At 54.9% G+C, this 18949-nt stretch carries 19 protein-coding genes and 1 pseudogene; 12 read left to right on the top strand and 8 right to left on the bottom strand.

What is annotated here, in order from left to right; genetic code table 11:
- The first annotated feature begins 192 nt into the window (after positions 1-192).
- The 5 genes and pseudogenes from ACLTXB_RS16560 to ACLTXB_RS16580 all read left to right on the top strand — a co-directional run bounded on the left by ACLTXB_RS16560 (position 193) and on the right by ACLTXB_RS16580 (position 2958).
- Positions 193-651 carry a metallophosphoesterase family protein gene (locus ACLTXB_RS16560; protein ID WP_428227735.1) on the top strand — a complete coding sequence of 153 codons (459 nt, stop codon included), beginning with the start codon at positions 193-195 and terminating at the stop codon, positions 649-651.
- Positions 651-1154, top strand: coding sequence for a DUF6933 domain-containing protein (locus ACLTXB_RS16565; RefSeq protein WP_110440852.1), 504 nt, complete (start codon positions 651-653; stop codon positions 1152-1154). The genes ACLTXB_RS16560 and ACLTXB_RS16565 overlap by 1 nt, the downstream gene beginning before the upstream one ends.
- A gap of 11 nt (positions 1155-1165) precedes the next feature.
- Positions 1166-1855 carry an alpha/beta hydrolase gene (locus ACLTXB_RS16570; RefSeq protein ID WP_428227736.1) on the top strand — a complete coding sequence of 230 codons (690 nt, stop codon included), beginning with the start codon at positions 1166-1168 and terminating at the stop codon, positions 1853-1855.
- A gap of 149 nt (positions 1856-2004) precedes the next feature.
- Positions 2005-2517 (top strand): annotated as a pseudogene (locus ACLTXB_RS16575) (DUF5714 domain-containing protein); the annotation flags it as partial.
- On the top strand, positions 2509-2958 hold the full coding sequence (locus tag ACLTXB_RS16580; protein ID WP_428227749.1) for an arsenate reductase ArsC: 450 nt from the start codon (positions 2509-2511) through the stop codon (positions 2956-2958). The pseudogene ACLTXB_RS16575 and the gene ACLTXB_RS16580, both read left to right, overlap by 9 nt.
- A gap of 299 nt (positions 2959-3257) precedes the next feature.
- Here ACLTXB_RS16580 and ACLTXB_RS16585 read toward each other — a convergent pair whose 3' ends face one another.
- Together ACLTXB_RS16585 and ACLTXB_RS16590 are read right to left on the bottom strand one after the other, a co-directional pair.
- Positions 3258-3578, bottom strand: coding sequence for a hypothetical protein (locus ACLTXB_RS16585; RefSeq protein ID WP_428227737.1), 321 nt, complete (start codon positions 3576-3578; stop codon positions 3258-3260).
- An 18-nt stretch (positions 3579-3596) separates the two neighbouring features.
- Entirely contained in the window at positions 3597-3779 is a 183-nt protein-coding gene (locus tag ACLTXB_RS16590) for a hypothetical protein (protein WP_428227738.1), read from the bottom strand.
- Between the two features lie 154 nt (positions 3780-3933).
- On the opposite strand from ACLTXB_RS16590, the gene ACLTXB_RS16595 reads away from it, so the two are divergent.
- Entirely contained in the window at positions 3934-4383 is a 450-nt protein-coding gene (locus ACLTXB_RS16595) for a helix-turn-helix transcriptional regulator (RefSeq protein WP_428227739.1), read from the top strand.
- Positions 4384-4438: 55 nt separating this feature from the next.
- On the opposite strand, the gene ACLTXB_RS16600 is transcribed toward ACLTXB_RS16595, so the two are convergent.
- Positions 4439-4789: a DUF2200 domain-containing protein gene (locus ACLTXB_RS16600; RefSeq protein ID WP_008980388.1), complete on the bottom strand. Its 351-nt coding sequence runs from the start codon at positions 4787-4789 to the stop codon at positions 4439-4441.
- Positions 4790-5025: 236 nt separating this feature from the next.
- Here ACLTXB_RS16600 and ACLTXB_RS16605 point away from each other — a divergent pair, with 236 nt between their 5' ends.
- From ACLTXB_RS16605 to ACLTXB_RS16630, 6 genes are all read left to right on the top strand, one after another.
- Positions 5026-5583, top strand: a complete 558-nt coding sequence (locus tag ACLTXB_RS16605; protein WP_428227740.1) for a TetR/AcrR family transcriptional regulator — start codon at positions 5026-5028, stop codon at positions 5581-5583.
- Between the two features lie 71 nt (positions 5584-5654).
- The gene (locus ACLTXB_RS16610; protein WP_428227741.1) at positions 5655-6098 is read left to right on the top strand and encodes a hypothetical protein; all 444 of its coding nucleotides are present in this window, start codon (positions 5655-5657) and stop codon (positions 6096-6098) included.
- A 3-nt stretch (positions 6099-6101) separates the two neighbouring features.
- Positions 6102-6767, top strand: coding sequence for a hypothetical protein (locus ACLTXB_RS16615; protein ID WP_428222849.1), 666 nt, complete (start codon positions 6102-6104; stop codon positions 6765-6767).
- A gap of 412 nt (positions 6768-7179) precedes the next feature.
- The gene (locus tag ACLTXB_RS16620) at positions 7180-7626 is read left to right on the top strand and encodes a MarR family winged helix-turn-helix transcriptional regulator (RefSeq protein ID WP_428227742.1); all 447 of its coding nucleotides are present in this window, start codon (positions 7180-7182) and stop codon (positions 7624-7626) included.
- Positions 7607-8677: an FUSC family protein gene (locus tag ACLTXB_RS16625; protein WP_428227743.1), complete on the top strand. Its 1071-nt coding sequence runs from the start codon at positions 7607-7609 to the stop codon at positions 8675-8677. The genes ACLTXB_RS16620 and ACLTXB_RS16625 overlap by 20 nt, the downstream gene beginning before the upstream one ends.
- Positions 8678-8954: 277 nt before the next feature.
- Positions 8955-10163, top strand: coding sequence for an RtcB family protein (locus ACLTXB_RS16630; RefSeq protein ID WP_428227744.1), 1209 nt, complete (start codon positions 8955-8957; stop codon positions 10161-10163).
- A 52-nt stretch (positions 10164-10215) separates the two neighbouring features.
- On the opposite strand, the gene ACLTXB_RS16635 is transcribed toward ACLTXB_RS16630, so the two are convergent.
- The 5 genes from ACLTXB_RS16635 to ACLTXB_RS16655 form a co-directional block, all read right to left on the bottom strand.
- The gene (locus tag ACLTXB_RS16635; protein WP_020989558.1) at positions 10216-10383 is read right to left on the bottom strand and encodes a hypothetical protein; all 168 of its coding nucleotides are present in this window, start codon (positions 10381-10383) and stop codon (positions 10216-10218) included.
- A gap of 17 nt (positions 10384-10400) precedes the next feature.
- Positions 10401-13166, bottom strand: a complete 2766-nt coding sequence (mgtA, locus tag ACLTXB_RS16640; protein ID WP_428227745.1) for a magnesium-translocating P-type ATPase — start codon at positions 13164-13166, stop codon at positions 10401-10403.
- Between the two features lie 262 nt (positions 13167-13428).
- Positions 13429-13926, bottom strand: a complete 498-nt coding sequence (locus tag ACLTXB_RS16645; RefSeq protein WP_428227746.1) for a winged helix-turn-helix domain-containing protein — start codon at positions 13924-13926, stop codon at positions 13429-13431.
- A 17-nt stretch (positions 13927-13943) separates the two neighbouring features.
- Complete coding sequence (mgtA, locus tag ACLTXB_RS16650; protein ID WP_428227747.1) at positions 13944-16607, bottom strand: magnesium-translocating P-type ATPase; 2664 nt, start codon at positions 16605-16607, stop codon at positions 13944-13946.
- A gap of 144 nt (positions 16608-16751) precedes the next feature.
- Positions 16752-18949, bottom strand: a 2198-nt coding sequence (locus ACLTXB_RS16655) for an SbcC/MukB-like Walker B domain-containing protein (protein WP_428227748.1), incomplete at its 5' end; no start/stop codon positions are given.

An 18949-nucleotide genomic window follows, 5' to 3' on the forward strand; every position in this document is an offset into this window, starting at 1 on the left:
CCTTACACCATCGCAGCGGGAAATCCCTGCCGTGTGATCCGTCCCCGCTTCAACCAGGAACTGACGGCCTACTTACTGCAACTCCGGTGGTGGGACTGGGAGCCGGAGAAAATCTTCCGCAATCTGGAAGCCTTATGCAGCGGTGATCTGGAACAGATTCGCAAAATCAACCCGTGACAGGAGATATTCCCCATGAAACTTGCCATTCTCTCCGACACCCATGGTCTGCTTCGGCCCGAGGTGCTGGAATATCTGAAAGACGTCGACGCCATTCTCCACGGCGGCGACATCAATAAACCCGGCATCATAGACGAACTGCGGCAATACGCTCCCCTCTACATCGTTCGGGGCAATAACGACAAAGAGTGGGCGGAAGCTATCCCCCACGATCTCACAGTTACCCTGGGTGGCGTGACCTTTTATATGGTCCACAACAAAAAAGAGGTCCCAGCAGACCTTTCCGGTGTGGATGCAGTGGTGTTCGGCCACTCCCACAAGTATCTTCAGAAAGAGAAAGACGGTATTTTATGGCTCAATCCTGGCTCCTGCGGTCCCAGGCGGTTTCATCAGGAGATCACCATGATGATGGTGGAGATTGCAGACGGGCACATTCAGGTAACAAAGATCACCATCCCCCACGAGGTGAAGTGATGGAACTGGGTCTTACTTTTCCTCTCCAGCGATTTCTGAAGGTTAAAACGCCGGAGTATGGCACTGAGTCGGATCGGCGTTTTTGCTGGGATCTTCATGTCATTGACCTGCGGGGGCACAAGTCCCTTCTGGCTGTCCACTGCCACAGCCGGTATACCTTTGTCCGCTATGATGTATCGCCTTTCCAGTGGGTGGACATCCCAGGACTGTTCCGGGAGGGACTGCTCGACAGTCTCACTGCCGCCGGTTTTTCCAACGAACAGGCCGCGGACTACCTGCGTCAGGCAGGCACGATTGAAATCACCCGTACCCATGGCCGCCGTGAGGTAGCCTTCCTAAACCGGGCTTGGGAAGATGTGCTGGCACTGGATCTATGTTTGGACACTTCCAACCAAACTCAGCCTCTGCTGGATCATGCCGTCAACACCCGCCCTAGCCGATGTGTAGGCCATGAGGGGCTTGGACTGGGTCTGGAGCGGATGGCGTTGATACTAACCCAATGAAAGGCAAAACAATGAAAACCCAACACATTCAAATTGGTATGATTCCCGCGATTTTATATGGGGAACCTGCGCAGCGAGGATATCTATTTCTCCACGGACAAATGGGGCATAAAGAAGAAGCTGCAGCCTTTGCTCTGATAGCCTGTCCCCAGGGGTACCAGGTACTGTCCATTGATCTGCCTGGTCATGGAGAACGTCAGAATCGAGATGAGGTATTTACCCCATGGACAGCAGTACCAGACATTCAAGCTGCGCTGTATTGGTCAAAGCAGCACTGGAAAACGGTCTCTCTCCGTGCCAACAGCATCGGAGCTTATTTTGCTATGCTGGCCTTGGACACACCCCGTCGCGCTCTACTTGTCTCCCCTATTGTGGACATGGAACGCTTGATTTTGACTATGATGGGCTGGGCCGGAGTGTCGGAGGAACAACTAAAGGAGCAGGGTGAAATCGCCACCTCTTTTGGCCAAACTCTATCCTGGACGTATCTATGCTGGGTACGGGAGCATCCAGTCCACCATTGGGACTGCCCTATCTGCATTCTCTACGGAAGTGGGGACAATATGACTCCCCGTCATACTGTGGAAGAGTATACTCATCAACACAATGCTAAGCTCACTGTGTTGGAAGGTGGAGAACACTGGTTTCATACACCGGAACAACATGCTGCGCTGCAAAAATGGGAGGAAACAGAGGTTTGAACCGGGAAGAATGTTTGATTTGTCGGGCGCCCCTGGAATATCTGATCCAGGATGAGATCATGGAGTGCGCTATCTGCCATAAAAAAGAACCCAGCAAAACGCGCTGCGTAAAAGGACACTATGTGTGCAATGACTGCCATACCCAGGGCATGGACAGCATCTTTGGCCTGTGTCTCTCTGAGACCTCCAAAGACCCTGTGGCCATTGTCCGACGGATGATGGATCTCCCCTTCTGCCATATGCACGGCCCGGAACACCATGTCATGGTGGGAGCCGCTCTGCTCACCGCCTATAAAAATGCCGGAGGCAGCTTGGATTTGGAGGCCGCCCTTCGCGAGATGTACAGCCGGGGCAAAGAAGTTCCCGGCGGAGCCTGCGGCTTTTGGGGTGCCTGCGGGGCTGGGATCAGTGCGGGACAGTTTTTAGCCATTGCCACGCAGTCCACACCACTGGCCCAGGAACCTTGGGGACTGAGCAACCAGATGACCGCCCGGGCACTGGACAGCATCGGGAAGGCGGGCGGCCCCCGGTGCTGCAAACGGGATTCCTTCCTGTCCATCCTGGCCGCCATCGACTTTACCCGGGAGCATCTTGGGGTGGAGATGGAACGGACTCTCCCCGTCTGCTCTTACAGCAGTCAAAACAACCAGTGCATCGGCAAGCGCTGCCCCTTCTCTGCTGCCAACCACCAAAAGCCCAAGGTAGCTTTTCTCTGCGTTCATAACTCCTGCCGCAGCCAGATGGCCCAGGCACTGGGCAAAAAACTGGCCGGCGATGTGTTTGATAGCTTCTCTGCCGGTACTGAGCCCGGCTCCCGAATCAATCCCGACGCGGTACGCCTGATGAAACGGGTACACGGCATCGATATGGAACAGACCCAGTACAATAAACCGTTCTCCGACCTTCCGCCGGTAGATATCGTCGTCACCATGGGCTGCAATGTCCAGTGTCCCACGTTCCCCTGTTCCCATCGGGAGGATTGGGGCCTGGATGATCCCAGCGGCAAAGAAGATGAAGAATTTCTCACCGTCATGACCCAAATCGAGGAAAAGGTGTTTGACCTGAAGCGCCGTATCCAGAGCGGCGAGCTGGGACCATTCTAAGAACAGGAAAGCCCGGAGCTTCTGCAACTTCAGATGCTCCGGGCTTTTTGTTATCACGTTGTCCTCTGCTCCAGTTCTCTCTGGATTAGATCCACTGCAAGGGTAAAGGTGGATGCGCCGCTTAGCCAAGGTGATCTGAGATTTATAGCGGGCAGGGCTTTCTTTTCCCTCCAGTGTTTTGACGGTCTCTGCCAACTTATGCAGGGTGGAATCGATCTGCCGTTTGGCCTCCAGCAGCTCCTCTTCGGAATATACCATGCTCTGCCTCCTATCGGCTCTATCTGAATGTTTTGCTCCTGTCACAATGTCTCCTCCAGCAACAACGTCTGCCGCGGAGCGCATCCCAGCTTTTTAAAGTCAGAGAACAGGCAGTCGATGCGAGTAGGCCGAACACAAATTAAGTGCATGGGAGACGGCAGTTTACGCAGAAACTCCAAAGAAATCTTTTTGCGTGCGGCGTGGTCGTTGTAAGCCTCACTGAACGGCTCCACTAACTCTGCCAAACCCATGACCTGCATCCCATGGAGTGCCCCAAAACCCTCGTACCGGTCATAGATGGCCAGACACACATGGGGATTCTTTTCAAGGCCAATGAATTTCTTGCCCCCCTCACTGAACATCCAGAAGCAGCCGTCGTGCTAGCTGTACTCAATAGGGGTACAGCGCACATAGTCCCCTGTCCCGGTGGCCAGAGCGCAGGTGTTGTTGGACTGGATATACTCTTCCACCATGGAGCGCAGCTTCCCGGGCTCCAGTTTGACGCTGTCTGCGTCCTTTTCCTCCCAGTAGCGGGCGGCCGCTTGGTACTCTTCCTTTGTCACACAGATCCCTCCCATCTCCGTTTTCTCCAGTATAGCACAGCCGCAAGGGAAATGTCAGGAAACCGGGCGAAAGTGTGTGTTTCGCTTGGTAGATTTTTTACTATACGAACAGTATACTGAAGGGCAGAACACGTAATATCAGGAGGGAACTGTTATGAGTTTAGGGAGCAGCTTATATCACGCCCGGAAGAAAAGCGGATTATCCCAGGAAAACGTGGCGGAAAAGCTGGGAGTCAGCCGCCAGACCATCTCCAAATGGGAGACCAACGAGACTCTGCCCGACATCCGGCAGTCCAAGGGACTGGCCATGCTCTACCACATGACCCTGGATGAGCTTATTGAGTACGATTTTGACGAGCAGCAGGCCCAGCAAATGATTGACAGCGTCAGTGACGAAGCTCAGTCCCGGATCGACTGGAACAAGATATGGAGCAAGAAGTACCCGGTGCTGGCCACCTACTATAAAACGGTGCGTATCAACGACTATGCTCCGGCCCTGCGCGAGATGCTCACCCAGCTGCGGGTGGACTACGGCTATAACAACACCGACGCTCTGCTGGTGCTCAAAGATATTTTGGCCCGGGTATGGAAGGGACAAATGTAAAGTAAACAATTCCCCTATTTTATGCTTGTAGCAGCACAGAATAGGGGGATTTCATTTATGTTCTCAAAATCTGTTCCATGGATTTTCCCTTGGCCAGCTCATCCACCAGCTTATCTAGATATCGAATCTCCCGCATCAGCGGGTCTTCGATCTCCTCTACCCGGATTCCACATATCTTACCTGTAATTTTAGTCCGGTTTGGATTCAAGGCAGGAGCCTTCCGAAAGAAGTCGCCGTAGCTGGTATCAGACTGCTCCAGATGGGCAATCTCCTCCGCGGTATACCCGGTGAGCCAAGCGGTCACCTGATCCACCTCTTCCCTGCTGCGGCCCTTTTTTCCGGCCTTGTTTACCAGCAACGGGTATAGTTTTGCAAAAGGCATCTGTGTTACATCAGTACGGGGCATATACTTCTCCTTTCCAAACCTCAGCCACCCGGCAAAGGTTCTTGACAGGCACTTTATTTGATATTCTTATCATACCATGAGCATCCCCATCTGACAATCAAAGCGGTCTTATAGTCATAGACAATCCCCCTTTTGTTTATCGGCAATCCAGTCCCAGCAAAAGTTACGATACAAATCACACTTGACAACAATGGATAAATCCCTATAATGAACATTGTTCATATTGAGGTGATTGGATGAATACCGTTGTCACATCAAAAGAGGATATCTTAAAAACCAGCCGGGAACTGATCCAGCGAGAGGGCTGGTCGGCCGTCAATATTCGTTCAGTGGCGGCGGCCTGCGGAGTATCGGTCGGTTCCATTTACAACTACTTTGACTCCAAGTCTGCCCTGGTTGGCGCCACCGTGGAAAGCGTCTGGTGTGAGATCTTCCACCGCCCGGAGGATGGAGCTGTGTTTCAGGACACCCAGGCCTGCATTACCTGGCTGTACGAACGAATGGAATATGGCTGCAAACAATATCCCGGATTCTTTACCCTCCACTCCCTGGGCTTTATGGGGGCAGACAAATCGGACGGGAGACGGAAGATGCAGCAGACCTGGCAGCACATTTTGGATGGATTGCACTCCGTTTTACAGCGGGACACCAAAGTGCGGCCAGATGCCTTCACAGAACAATTTACAGCGGAAAAATTTGCAGATCTTCTGTTTTCCCTAATGCTGTCAGCCTTGCTGCGGCAGGATTATGATCCTACCGCTGTATTGGAGATCGTCCGCAGGACTCTCTATTAAAATTCCCACAGGACAGTGGGAATTTTATATCCCAAAAATTGAACATTGTTCACTTAAGAAGGAGGAAACCCATGAAAGTAAAGCGAAACACCCTGCTGCTTCTGGCCTGTCTGGTGTGGAGCGCGGCGGGATTCAATATCCTACGCATCGGCCTGACGGCCTACCCAGCCTACCTCTCGGTGCTGAATTTTTTGCTGTCTGTGCTGGTTTTTGCCGTGTTTCAGCGGTTTATCTTTGGAAAACTGGTGAAAAAGCACACCAGCCGGATTGTCTCCTATTTAGAGGAGCGACACTTTTTCCTGAAATTCTTTGACAAAAAAGCCTTTGCCATTATGGCGGTAATGATGACTGGTGGAATTGGCCTGCGGGTAAGTGGACTTGCGCCGGAGCAGTTTATTGCCGTGTTTTACACCGGCCTGGGAGCTGCCCTGCTGCTGGCCGGATTGCTGTTTGGCCGAAACTTTGGCAAAGCGGCCTTTGCTGCAAATCAAAACATGGAAGAAAAAGGAGTATAAGCGATGCAGGCAATTATGGAAACTCTATTTGATGCGGTCTACCTGGTCTCAGTCATTACTATCGGTATCCTGATGATTCGGGGCAGTAAGGGAAACCGTCAGTTCCGTTTGTTCGGCTTCATGGCGGTGGTGCTAGGCGCAGGCGACGCCTTCCATCTGATCCCCCGTGCGGTTGCTCTGTGCACCACAGGCCTTGAAAACTACACCGTTCCTCTGGGACTGGGAAAATGGATCACCTCGGTCACTATGACAATCTTCTATGTACTGCTCTACTATGTATGGCGGCAGCGGTACCATGTCAAGGGACAGGGCGGCCTGACCACCGCAGTATATGTTCTGGCCGGTCTGCGGATCCTTCTATGTATGATGCCTCAAAATCAGTGGCTCAGTGCCGACGCCCCCCTCTCTTGGGGCATCTACCGCAACATTCCCTTCGCTCTGCTTGGTCTGCTGGTGATCGTGCTGTTTTATCGCAGCGCCAGAGACCACGGAGACCGGGCGTTTCGGTGGATGTGGCTGACCATTGTATTGAGCTTTGGCTTTTACATCCCTGTCGTTCTGTGGGCGGATGCCATCCCCATGATCGGGATGCTGATGATCCCCAAGACCTGCGCCTATGTTTGGACGGTACTCATCGGGTATTTCGCCATGAAGCAGGAGTGCCGATAACGTTTCGTATTTCCCGCTCCACATTGCGCCCCCCTTTCTTTTTGAGGTATCCAACTATCTTTCAACCACTCGCTCTGCGAGTGGTTTTTTATTTTCCGCTCGGTTATCCCGGCAAAAGCTGCCGGAGGCCCAGCCAGACGCCGGTGACGCTGCCCGGATTAGAAAAGGCAGAATTGTCCTCCATAGGATTTACCGAGGATAAGAGCTTCCAGATCTTGCTGTATCTGGCAGATCCGGTACGCTTCCCGACTTGTCCTAGAATATCAAGGAGTCGCATTCCCTATAACCGACCATCCATAATCTGTCATACGCTCCCAGGGTGGCCGCCTGCCTTTCTCAAAACACTTGACAAAAGCAAGTCTCTCCGATATACTTAACGCCGTTAACTATATGCAAGAAGGAGACACTACGCGTGGAATGGACCGATATGATGCACTTCCAGCAACAGCTTCAAAAGGTTATGCGCTCCTTGCTCCCTTTGCGGAAGTCTCTGCTGACTGCCAGCGAGTGTGAGCTCTTGGCCCACCTGTATTTGCAGCCGGAACAAAATACTCCTGTTCTGCTCAGCCAGAACAGCGGTATGAAAAAAGAAGCGGTGAGCCGCTGTCTGAAATCCCTCTACGAAAAAGAGTGTATCCGGAAACAGCGCCAGGAAACAGACGAGCGCAGCTATCGGCTCTTTATTACGGAAACAGGCCTTGCCGAATTAAAAGAGGGATACGAAAGTATTTTGCAGCCATTTTACGATCTGTGGCGCAGCTCCAGCGAAGATTTTGAAGCATTTATGTATTACGCGGACAAACTTGCCACACACATTGAGAAAGGACAGGATAGATCCCGTGACCACGAAGTTCTATGATGCACTGCAAATGGATCCTGCTGTGCTGAAGCGGAAGATCGCCGCTTGTGACACAAGGCAGGAAAAAAACTATTACTGGATCGCCATGGCCGTGCGCTCGGTACTGATCGTAGCCTTTGCCATCGTCTTTATCAGCCTGCTGTCTGGTGTGTTTGGCTCGGACAACACGCCTCTGGCTGTGGCCTTATTCTGCATGATGCTGGGGATCCGTTTTGTCAATTTCGAATACTGCATCGGCGACTCTCTTGTCACTTTGGCGGTCGTTCTGGCCATTCTGGTTCTGGTTCCCAGCGCCGCCATGGTGCTTCCGCCGCTTTTCCTGATCCCGCTGCACTTTACAGCCTTTTTTGCCATGCTCTACATGACTACCCAACGGCCCGAAATGGGAAACGGCGGCTTATATAGCTTTGCCTACGTCTATCTGACCGGCAATCCCGTACTGGGAGAGGCCCTGGTTCGCCGCGCTCTCATGGCACTGGTGGGCTACCTGATCTGCGGAGCGATCCTGTTTGCCAAGCACCGGCATCATCATAAAACCACCCGTTTCCACCACGTCATGCGTAAATTTGATTTGTCCACACCGGTTCACCTGTGGCAGCTGCGCATGGCCCTTGGCGTGAGTCTGGTTCTGACTGCCGGGCAGGTATTCGGCGTGGAACGGTTTATGTGGATGGGATTTGCCTGCGCGTCGCTGCTGTCGGAATATCCCTGCTCCGGCAATGCAGTTGTCCGCTTCCGGCAGCGGATTGTAGGAGCCGTCGCAGGCTGCTGCGCGTTTTTTGTCCTTCATTTGGTAACACCGGAAGCCCTTCATCCACTGATGGGTCCGTTGGGAGGGCTGTGTCTGGGTTTCTGCACCGATTACCGGTATAAAACCGCCATGAACTGCTTCGGCGCACTGATGCTGGGAACCGGGATCTACGGACTGCAGGGCGCAGTCATTCTGCGTATTGCAGACACGTTCCTGGGCGTGACATTTGGCCTGGTATTTGCTGCACTCTTCCATCAGCTGGCAGCTGTCCGGCTTCTGCCTGATCCGGAAGTGGAGTAACCGCAGAGAAAAACAACATTTCGGATGCCGTATAAACAGACTGTTTATCGGCATCCTTTTTTGTTTGCCTAAATTCATCCCTAAATGCTATACGAAACTTTAGTTGATAATTTTCCGTGTATTCGGTATGATAAGCAGGAAAGGCTGTGTCAAACCCTACTTTTTTATCAAAATCCGTTTATGAAGCAACCTGTCTTCGCCGCCCGGGTGCGGACTATACTCCCCTGCTGCACAACAAAGCGGGGCAATGCCCCACAAAGATAATTGTGAGGAGACTATGATCGAAATTAAAGGAAAATACAACCAGGCCAAAATCTTTACTGACGTGGTGGACAGCGCCTCCATTGCCCAGGTTCAGGAGCTGTGTAACCAGGAATTTACCGCAGGCAGCCGAATCCGTCTGATGCCTGACATTCATGCCGGTGCGGGCTGCACCATTGGCACTACCATGACCATCGCCGATAAGGTAGTGCCCAATCTGGTCGGCGTGGATATCGGCTGCGGGATGGAGACTACTCGTATCCGGGAAAAGCGGCTGGAGCTGCAAAAGCTGGACAAACTTATTTATGAGCGGATCCCCTCCGGCTTCTCCATCCGAGACAAAGCTCACCGGTATCTCAACGAGATCGACCTGAGCCAGCTGTACTGCGCCCGCCATGTGGATCTGCCGCGGGCAGAAAAAAGCATCGGCACCTTGGGCGGCGGAAACCACTTTATCGAAGTGGACAGAGATGACGAGGGTAATCTCTATATTGTCGTCCATTCCGGCAGCCGTCACTTGGGTGTGGAGGTCGCCAGCTACTATCAACAGGCAGGCTACAAGGTCCTTAACCGCACCGATGACGCCTCCATTGCGGCATTGGTTGCCCAAATGCGGGCCGATGGTCGTGAAAAAGACATTCAGAAAGAGCTGAAGAAGCTAAAAAATCTCAAGCAGACTAACATTCCCAAGGCTCTGGCCTATGTGTCCGGGGAGCTGTTTGAGCAGTATATCCACGATATGAAACTTGTTCAGCACTTTGCCATGCTCAACCGGCAGGCCATGATGGATGAGATCATAAAGGGCATGAAGCTCCACGTGGAGGAGCAGTTTACCACCATCCACAACTATATTGATACCCAAAACATGATCCTGCGGAAGGGAGCCGTATCTGCCCAGGCAGGAGAACAGCTGCTCATCCCCATCAACATGCGGGACGGAAGTCTTCTGTGCGTAGGTAAGGGCAACGAGGACTGGAACTGCTCCGCGCCTCACGGCGCCGGACGGCTGATGAGCCGTGCAGACGCCAAACAGTCCTTTACCGTCTCTGAATTCAAAAAGCAGATGGCGGACATCTACACCACCTCAGTGAGCCGCGCCACTCTGGACGAGTGTCCCATGGCCTACAAGGGGATGCAGGACATTCTGGACAACATCGGTCCCACTGCAGAAGTGAAAAAGATCATTCGCCCGGTCTATAATTTCAAAGCTGGGGACGAGGACTAACAAAAACAGCACTGCCGCGCATCATGCCGGCAGTGCTGTTTTTATATTCCGGTTACTGTTCTTTGCCCGATTCCGGCTGCTGAGGTTTCATGCCCCAGAACACCACATTCATCAGCACCACAATCAGCAAAACAGCCGCCATAGCTACCCAAAAGCCCATGTCCAGTCCCCACAGAGTGGTGGTTCCAAACAGGTCCAGCCAAATTTTCGTCCAGTTCATCAGTCATTCCTCCATTCTTAAAGCAGTTCGCCGTAATGCCGCACGTAGGCCTTTTTCAGGCTGGTGGCCAGCACCATATAGAGCAGGATGCAGGGGATCAGATAGGCAAAGTAGGCCGCAGGCAGAGCCACAAACCCCAACATAGTGCCAAGAGGGGTAAAGGGAATGATAGTCAGCACCGTGATTCCAGTCAAGGTCAAAAGAGTCAGCGGCGCGGAGGCTCGACTCTGGATAAAGGGTAGTTTGGGAGTGCGGATCATGTGAATGACCAGCGTCTGGCTCCACATGGATTCCACGAACCATCCCGCCTGGAACAGACCCATATATGCCATCTGCATCTGTACCAGCTGGGCCCCACTGAAGTGATTGGCCAGATCGTTATACAGCACACCGCCGGATACAAACATCGGGCAGAACACAAAGTACATGAAGATATACGTGGCAAAGTCAAAGATAGAGCTGGTGGGGCCGATCCACAGCATAAAGCTGCCCACGCTGGAGGCATCCCACTTCCGGGGCTTTGCAATAAATTCCTCGTCTACATTGTCCCAGGGAATGGCCGTGCAGGACAGGTCGTAGATCAGATTGAGGAAAATCAGATGTACGCTCATCATGGGCAGGAAAGGCAGCAGCGCCGAGGCCGCCAGCACCGAGAACATGTTGCCGAAGTTGGCGGAGGCGGTCATCTTGATATACTTAATCATATTAGCATAGGTCTTGCGCCCCTCGATGATCCCCTGCTCCAAAACCATCAGGTCCTTCTCCAGCAGGATAATATCTGCCGACTCCTTAGCCACATCCACGGCAGTATCCACCGAAATACCGATATCCGCCGCCTTCATCGCCGCGGCATCGTTGATGCCGTCGCCCATGAATCCCACCGTGTGTCCGCTCTCCCGGAGGACTGAGACCACCCGCACCTTCTGGTCCGGGGTCAGCTTGGCAAAGACGTCGGTGGCTTCTGCCGCTTTTGCCAGCTCAGCGTCACTCATATGTTCCAGATCGGACCCCAGCAGCATGTTGCGCACCTTCAGTCCCACCTGCTTGCAGATGGTTCGAGTCTCCTTCTCGTTGTCCCCGGTGAGGATCTTGGTCGTCACGCCGTGGTCCTTCAAGGCTCTGATGGCGTCGGCGGTAGACTCCTTGGGCGGATCGAGGAAGGCCAGGTAGCCCATCAGCACCATGTCCTGCTCATCCTTCACTCCGAAAGCTCCCACTGGAGAAGGGTTGCTCTTCTGGGCAATGGCCAGAACACGGAAGCCCTTCTCGTTGAGACCTTCCACAGTCTGAAGGATCCGGCCGCGCACCTCGTCGGTCAGCGGCTGCACGCTGCCGTCACACTCTGCAAAGGCGCAGATGGAGAGCATCTCCTCCACCGCCCCTTTGGTCACCATCTGAGTCTTTCCGGCCTGATCCTGCACCACTGTGGTCAGACGGCGGCGAGTAAAGTCAAAGGGAATTTCATCTACCTTCACATAGTGTTCCGAAAGGTCCAGCAGGCGGGGATCTTCCGCCTCTGCTTCCTCCGTCTTGTGGATGATGGCCAGGTCCATCAGATTCTTATAACCAGTCTGAAAATAGCTGTTGAGATAGGCGTGGCGCAGCACCCGGGTGTCGTCCTCCCCGTTCACATTGAGGTGGTACTCCAACACTACCTTATCCTGGGTCAGGGTGCCGGTCTTATCGGTACAGAGAATGTCGATGGCGCCGAAATTCTGGATAGAATTGAGGTTCTTGACGATGGTCTGCTTTTTGCTCATGGACACCGCGCCCTTGGCAAGGCAGGTGGTTACGATCATGGGGAGCATCTCCGGGGTCAGGCCTACGGCAATGGAGATTCCGAACAGGAATGCCTCCAGCCAGTTGCCCTTGGTGATGCCGTTGATGAAAAACACCAGCGGAACCATGACCAGCATGAAACGGATGAGCACCCAGGAAACCGCATTGACACCCTTGGTAAAGCTGGTCTCCACCGCCTCCCCTGCTACCGCGCAGGCCATGGAGCCAAACAGCGTGTGGTCACCCACACACACTGCCACCGCCGTTGCGCTGCCGGAGACCACATTGCTGCCCATAAAGGCAATGTTGGTGTAGTCGGTGACGCTCTCCTTCCGGTCGTTGACGTGGGGCGTCTTTTCCACCGGTTCACTCTCTCCGGTGAGACTGGCCTGGCTGACAAACAGGTCCTTTGCCTCCAAAATGCGAACATCGGCGGGAATCATATCCCCCGCGGACAGGTGGACAATGTCCCCCACCACCAGATCGTCCATGGGGATCTCCACTTTCTCCTGTCCCTTGCGGGTGACGGTACAGGTGGTGGTGATCATGGCCAACAGCTTTTCTGCCGCATTGCCGCTCCGGGACTCCTGGACAAAGCGCAGGGTACCGGAGAGGATGACCATGGTCAGGATAATCACCACCGTCAGGCAGTCAAAATCCTCCGGCACGCTTCCAAACAAAGACAGATAGGGAAATACCATGTCCGTCATGGTGGATACCAGGGCCAGGCAGAACAAAATCGCTGTAAAGGGATTGATAAAGGCGCCGGCCAGCCGCTTGGCCAGGGATTTCTTTTTCTCCCGGGTCACTTTGTTGCTGCCGTATTGATTGCGGTGTTCCAACACGGTCTCCGCGTCCAGACCACGCAGAGCGGCGTGCATCTGACGCAAAACATTCTGTGCGGAGTTGGTGGCCGCATCCTGGATGCGGCGGTTCTGCTCGTCACGGGCCACTGCCTTCTCAACGTTCTGGCGAGGGGCAATGCGCTTTTCTTTCTTGTTCATCGGTCTTACCTCCTTGCTTTTTCATAGAGGCAAGCAGTGCGGTATGAGAGGCATAAAACTCCCGCCTCCTATGTGCTGCACTGCGCCTTCTGGGACTGCCGTCAGAGTCCATGCCGCTCACCTCACTTTCCACGTCATTCTCTCGGAAGGGATACACTCCAAAGCGTTTTCCCTGCCGACCATAAACAGGATACAAAAATCGCAAGGAAAATCACATGGCCAAAGCCTTGTGATTTCCTTGCGATTTCGTCAGGATACAGGGTCAGAATTTGTCATTGAATTTGTAGCCGATACCCCAGATGGTCAGAATGTATTCCGGCGCATCGGGATTGGGTTCGATCTTCTTGCGGAGTTTTCGGATGAAGGCCATGATATTGCTGTCATCCAGCAGGTAATCCCGCTCCCACACCGCCTGATAGATCTGCTCTTTGGTAAATACCTCCCCGCGGTTACGGGCCAGAAAATAGAGAATATCAAACTCCTTTGGAGTCAGCGCGATCTCCTGTCCGTCCCGGATCACTCTGCGCAGCCTCAGGTCGATGGACAGCGCACCGCAGCTTATACTGTCGCCGGAGGGCATCATCGTATCCGTCTCTCCCAGCTCCAGCATAAGGGAGTCTGCGCTGCCTGTCATCAGCTCTTCCAATCCCTCTGTCAGGTCCTTTGCTGCCGGAGTATCCGGCGCGGAGGTACGCAGCTTCTCATAGAGCCACCCCGCCAGGGAGGAATCCAGGGCAATAAAACCGATTTTCTTTTTCATACCAGACTCCTCCCTTCTCAGCGCAGGCCGTGATATTTTTTTCGATACCAGCTCTTGGCCCATGTGACCACCAGCAGGTAGAGCAAAACGATAACAACCAGGAATCCGAAATAGGACAGCGGCAACGCAGTCAGGCCGATAAGCTTTCCCACCGGAGTAAAGGTCAGAACGGTAAAGAGCAGGATCCCCAGCAGCGTGACCACCATCACCGGACGGGAGGGCTTGCTCTGAAGCAGCGGCACTCTCTGGGTGCGGAGCAGGTGCAGAATCAGCACCTGAGTCCACATGGACTCCAGAAACCACCCGGTCTGAAACAGGGTAATAAAGCGCAGCTGCTCCCCGCTGCCGGCCAGGGCTTCAAAGCTCCCGCCGCACACAGAGGGACACAGGACAAAAAACAAATACCCAAAGGTGGCGATATCAAATACCGAGCTGATGGGGCCGAAGAAGCGCATGAAACGGCCCAGTGTCCGCCCAGACCACTCCAGCGGCTGGGCACAGATCTCCTCGTCCACATGGTCCCACGGAAGGACCAGGCACAGCATGTCATAAAGCAGATTCAGTAAAAGCAGCTGCACCGAAGTCATGGGGAAAAAGGGCAAACATACGCTGGCAATCACGATGGAAAGGATATTGCCGAAATTGGACGAGGCCGTGATGTTGATGTATTTGGACACATTGGCAAAGGCTTTCCGGCCCTCCTGAATTCCCTCCTCCAGCACATTGAGGTCTTTTTTCATCAGGATAACGTCGGCTCCCTCCTTGACTGCCTCCGCCGCGGTGTCTACGGAGATACCCACATCCGACTCCACCATCGCGGGCAGGTCGTTCATGCCGTCCCCCAGAAATCCTACTGTATGCCCATTGGCCTGCAGCGTCTGAAGGACCCGCACCTTCTGCTTGGGCGACAGCTCTGCAAATACGGTGGTATGCTCGATCTTGACGGGCAGTTCGTCCTCGGTGAGCCGCTCCAGTTCCTCGCCTGTCAGAGTGTGCACCGTATCGATGCCCAGCCTGCGGCAGATGGACACAGCTACGCTTCTCTGGTCTCCGGTAAGTACCCGGACGCCCACATGAAGTCCCTGCAGTTTGCCGATGGCAGCGGCGGCAGTCTGCTTGGGCGCATCGAAAAAGGCCAGATAGCCCAAAAGGACAAAGTCCCTCTCGTCTTCTCCTTCTAACTGCGCTGCGTCCAGCGGTTTATAGGCTACGGCCAGCACCTTCATGCCATCCTCCAGCATCTCGTCCACGATGGCGTGAACGCTGGCAAGTCCGTTGGCCTGCATGGCCTGCCGCTCTCCCCTATATTCCACAAAGCTGCACCGGCGGCACACCTCGTCCACACTGCCCTTGACGACAAGCAGATTCTTCTCTTCTCCCTTCACCAGAACACTGGCAAACTTCCGCTCGTAATCAAAGGGCAGCTCATCCAGCTTTGGATGCTCCTCCGCCCACCACTGAAAATACCCGCTGCGCCCCGGCATCTCCCGGCACTTTAAAATTGCGGAATCCAGATGGTTTCTCACCCCGGTGTGGTAAAGGCTGTTGAGATAGGCAAAGTCCAGCACCTTCTCGCTCTCGTTGCCCAGGATATCCATGTAATATTCCAGTAGAATCTCGTCTCCGGTCAGAGTGCCGGTCTTGTCCACGCACAGGATGTCCATGCTGCCAAAGCCCTGCATGGCATTGATGTTTTTGACCACAGTTTGCTTTTTCCCCATAGCAGCGCTGCCCTTGGCCAGACACGCGTTGATGACCATGGGGAGCATCTCCGGGGTAAGTCCTACCGCGACAGACAGGGCAAACAAGAAGGCGGAAAACCAGTTGCCCTTTGTAAGCCCGCAGGCGGCAAACACAATGGGGGTCAAAATGACCATAAAGCGGATGAGCACCCAGGCGATGGAGTTGGCCCCCTGGTCAAAGCCGTTTTTCAAGTGGGCCTCGGCATCCGAGAAGCCGCCGTAGACAGTGTCCTTTCCCACCGCCAGCACGATGCCCTCCCCCGTACCTCCAATGACGGAGGAGCCCATAAAGACAATATTCTCATACTCGCCATAGGAGCGCGCCTGTCCCTCGGGAAGGACTTGGGCCTGTTTCTCCCATATGGCGCTCTCGCCGGTGATCACCGATTGAGAGACGAACAGATCCTTGGCCGCCGTCAGGCGAATATCCGCCGGAACACGGTCCCCGGCAAGCAGGCGGACCGTATCGCCCACCACCAGCTCGGTGGAGGACAGTCCCACCCACTGGCCGTACCGGTACGCCAACACCTCCGACGCGATCATCTCGGTCAAACGGTCTGCCACACGCTTGGCCCGCATCTCCTGAATAAACCGCACGCCGCCGCTGATGAGCAGCATGGATAAAATGATGATGACGGTGGTCATATCCCGGCTGAAATTGGAGGCCAGAAGAACGTCGGTCACAAAAGAAATGCTGGCCAGCACAAACAGGATCACTGCAAACGGATTGATAAACGCTCGGCGCAAGCGGTAGAGCACCGTGTCCGACGCCCGGCCTGACAACACATTGCTGCCATACCGCTGCCGACTCTCCTCCGCCTGCTCCTCATCATAGCCCTGCTCCGGAATATGAAAATCCCGGTACAGCGCGTCAGTATCCATATATGCGTACTCCAGAACACGCCGATGAATGGTGCGCTCCCCTTTCACATCTCTCACCTCCACGGGTTTTCCCTATCATACCATAGAAGCCGCTCTTTGGCTCGCCTGGAAATCTTGCTTTTTCCTTGCTTCCCTACCCCACAGCGCAAAAAAGTCCCCTGTATCCGCATGGACACAGGGGACAAATGGGCGCAGCACGGCTCACGCCAAAATCTCCACCCGGCTTCCGCCGGACTTATCTTTGGTAACTACGATCTGCTTTTCGATCTTTTCTTTCAGTTCCGCCACATGGGAGATGATCCCCACCAGACGGTTTCCCTCGGTCAGTCCGGAGAGCGCCCGGATGGCCTGCTGCAGCGACTCCTCATCCAGAGAACCAAAGCCCTCATCCACAAACATGGTATCCAGCCGGATTCCTCCGGCGGCGGACTGAATCTCGTCCGAGAGCCCCAGCGCCAGAGACAGCGAGGCCTTAAAGGACTCTCCGCCCGACAGGGATTTGACACTGCGCTGGGACCCGTTGTAATGGTCGATCACGTCCAGCTCCAGGCCGCTCTGGCTGCGGTTATTCTCCGCCTCCCGGCGGCGCTTCAGCTCATACTGTCCCCCCGACATGACCAGCAGGCGGACATTGGCCCGCTGCAAAATACGGTCAAAGAAGGTCATCTGGATATAGGTCTCCAGGGCGACCTTCTCCTTGCCGGCGAGATTGCCGTTGACCGTGTTGGACAAGGCCCGCATCCAGGTATACCGCTTTTCCAGCTTCTCCAGGTCCGCCGCCTTTTCCTGCATATTTTCCAGAGCTGTCTTGTTGGTCACGAGACGGGCATGGATGGTCTTTTGGGCCTGGGCAGCTTCGCTGCGCTGCCGGGTCAGCTCTTCGCTTCGCTGCTGCTGGACCTGGATATCCACCTTCTGGCCGCTCTCCAGCATTTGTTTCAGCTCCTGGATGGCAGCGTCCGCCCTGGTCAGTTCTGCCTGACGGCTGTTTGCAGTCTCCTCGGCCGCTTTCCGCGCTGCGGCCAAACTCTGGATCTCCTCTCCCAGTGCGGCAATACGTCCTCTGGCCGCCTGCAGATCCGGATGATGAAGCTGGGTGCGCAGAGCCTCAATCTGCTCCGTCATCTCCTCGTTCCGGCTTTCAGCACCCGCCAATTCCTCCCGCAGAGCAGCAGCAGACTGCTCCAGCTCTCTTAAGGCCTGCTCCTCCTGGGGAATTCTCTGGTCCAGTTCCTGCTTTTGCTGTAATTTTTTCCGGAGTATCTGGGCCCGCTCCTCCATTTGTGTCAGCGTCGTTTTCTCCTGCTCCAGATCCTCCGCGATCACAGCGGGGGCTTTCTCCAGTGCGCAGCCTCCCAGGTGGACGGTCAGCTCCCGTCCAAGGGTGTTCTCCATCTGCTCCCTCTGGCCGTCTAAGGCACTCCGGGCCACCTCCGCCTGGGTAAGGTCCTGCTGCAGCTGCTCCTGCTGCTTTTCCAGGTCAGCCAAAGCCAGCTCCTGCCGCTGGATCTCCTGTCCGAGCTCCTCCCGGCGGGCAAGCTGCGCCTCCAACTCCATCAGCGCCTGATGCAGTTGAGACAGCTCTCTCCCAGCCTCCTCCCGGCCAGCGTCGATCTGCTGCCCGGCACGTTCCAGGTTAGGGTCCGGAATATACACCGACATCTGTGTCAGAAGCTGGCGCTGCCGCTCCTCCAGGGCGGCCCGCTCCGCCCCCGCAGCCAGGCTCTTTGTCTGGGCCTGCTGCCGGGCCGCCTCCAGTTTTCCTTTCACCTGTTCCAGTTCTGCCTCCGTGGGAGCGCCGCCGGACAGTTGGGCTGGAGCCGGATGATGAAGGGAACCGCACACGGGGCAGGGACTACCATCCTCCAGGGACTGCGCCAGCACCCCCGCCTGCTCGTCCAGGAACGCCCGGTTCTTTCGGCGGTAGTCCTCCTCCAGCTGCTCCGCCTGCTCTCTGGCCTGCTGATACGCCGTCTGAGCCCTCTGGAGCGCCTGCTGCACCTTACCGCAGTCATCCAGCGTGGCCGCCAGTTCATCCAGAGCCTTCGCTTTCTCCTTTGCCCGCTCCTGGCTGCGCAGAAGCTTTTGCTTCTCCTCCGGCAAACCCTGAGCCGCTTGCCAGGTCTCCCGGCTGGTCTGCAGCGTGTTTTTTGCCTGGAGAACTCGGGCAGCCAGATCCTTTTGCCGCTGGGAGAGGGCCTCCCGCCGGGTCTGGCTCTCGGTCAACTGTCCCAAGCAGGCTTGCCAGGCTCTTACCTGAACCTGCAGAAATTCCAGGGCAGCCTTGCGGTTTTCTGTCTGTTCCTTCTCCCGCAGCAGGCGCTCCTGCTCTGCCTCCGCTCCGGTCAGTCCGGCAAGTTCCTGCTTCCAGCGTTCCAGATTCTGGACTTTGGCCTGCT

Source organism: Flintibacter sp. (genome assembly GCF_046973065.1).

Coding starts and splice junctions, on each gene's coding strand:
- ACLTXB_RS16560 (WP_428227735.1), top strand. CDS start 193: ATGAAACTTGCCATTCTCTCCGACACCCATGGTCTGCTTCGGCCCGAG.
- ACLTXB_RS16565 (WP_110440852.1), top strand. CDS start 651: ATGGAACTGGGTCTTACTTTTCCTCTCCAGCGATTTCTGAAGGTTAAA.
- ACLTXB_RS16570 (WP_428227736.1), top strand. CDS start 1,166: ATGAAAACCCAACACATTCAAATTGGTATGATTCCCGCGATTTTATAT.
- ACLTXB_RS16585 (WP_428227737.1), bottom strand. CDS start 3,578: ATGTTCAGTGAGGGGGGCAAGAAATTCATTGGCCTTGAAAAGAATCCC.
- ACLTXB_RS16595 (WP_428227739.1), top strand. CDS start 3,934: ATGAGTTTAGGGAGCAGCTTATATCACGCCCGGAAGAAAAGCGGATTA.
- ACLTXB_RS16600 (WP_008980388.1), bottom strand. CDS start 4,789: ATGCCCCGTACTGATGTAACACAGATGCCTTTTGCAAAACTATACCCG.
- ACLTXB_RS16605 (WP_428227740.1), top strand. CDS start 5,026: ATGAATACCGTTGTCACATCAAAAGAGGATATCTTAAAAACCAGCCGG.
- ACLTXB_RS16610 (WP_428227741.1), top strand. CDS start 5,655: ATGAAAGTAAAGCGAAACACCCTGCTGCTTCTGGCCTGTCTGGTGTGG.
- ACLTXB_RS16615 (WP_428222849.1), top strand. CDS start 6,102: ATGCAGGCAATTATGGAAACTCTATTTGATGCGGTCTACCTGGTCTCA.
- ACLTXB_RS16630 (WP_428227744.1), top strand. CDS start 8,955: ATGATCGAAATTAAAGGAAAATACAACCAGGCCAAAATCTTTACTGAC.
- ACLTXB_RS16635 (WP_020989558.1), bottom strand. CDS start 10,383: ATGAACTGGACGAAAATTTGGCTGGACCTGTTTGGAACCACCACTCTG.
- mgtA (WP_428227745.1), bottom strand. CDS start 13,166: ATGAACAAGAAAGAAAAGCGCATTGCCCCTCGCCAGAACGTTGAGAAG.
- ACLTXB_RS16645 (WP_428227746.1), bottom strand. CDS start 13,926: ATGAAAAAGAAAATCGGTTTTATTGCCCTGGATTCCTCCCTGGCGGGG.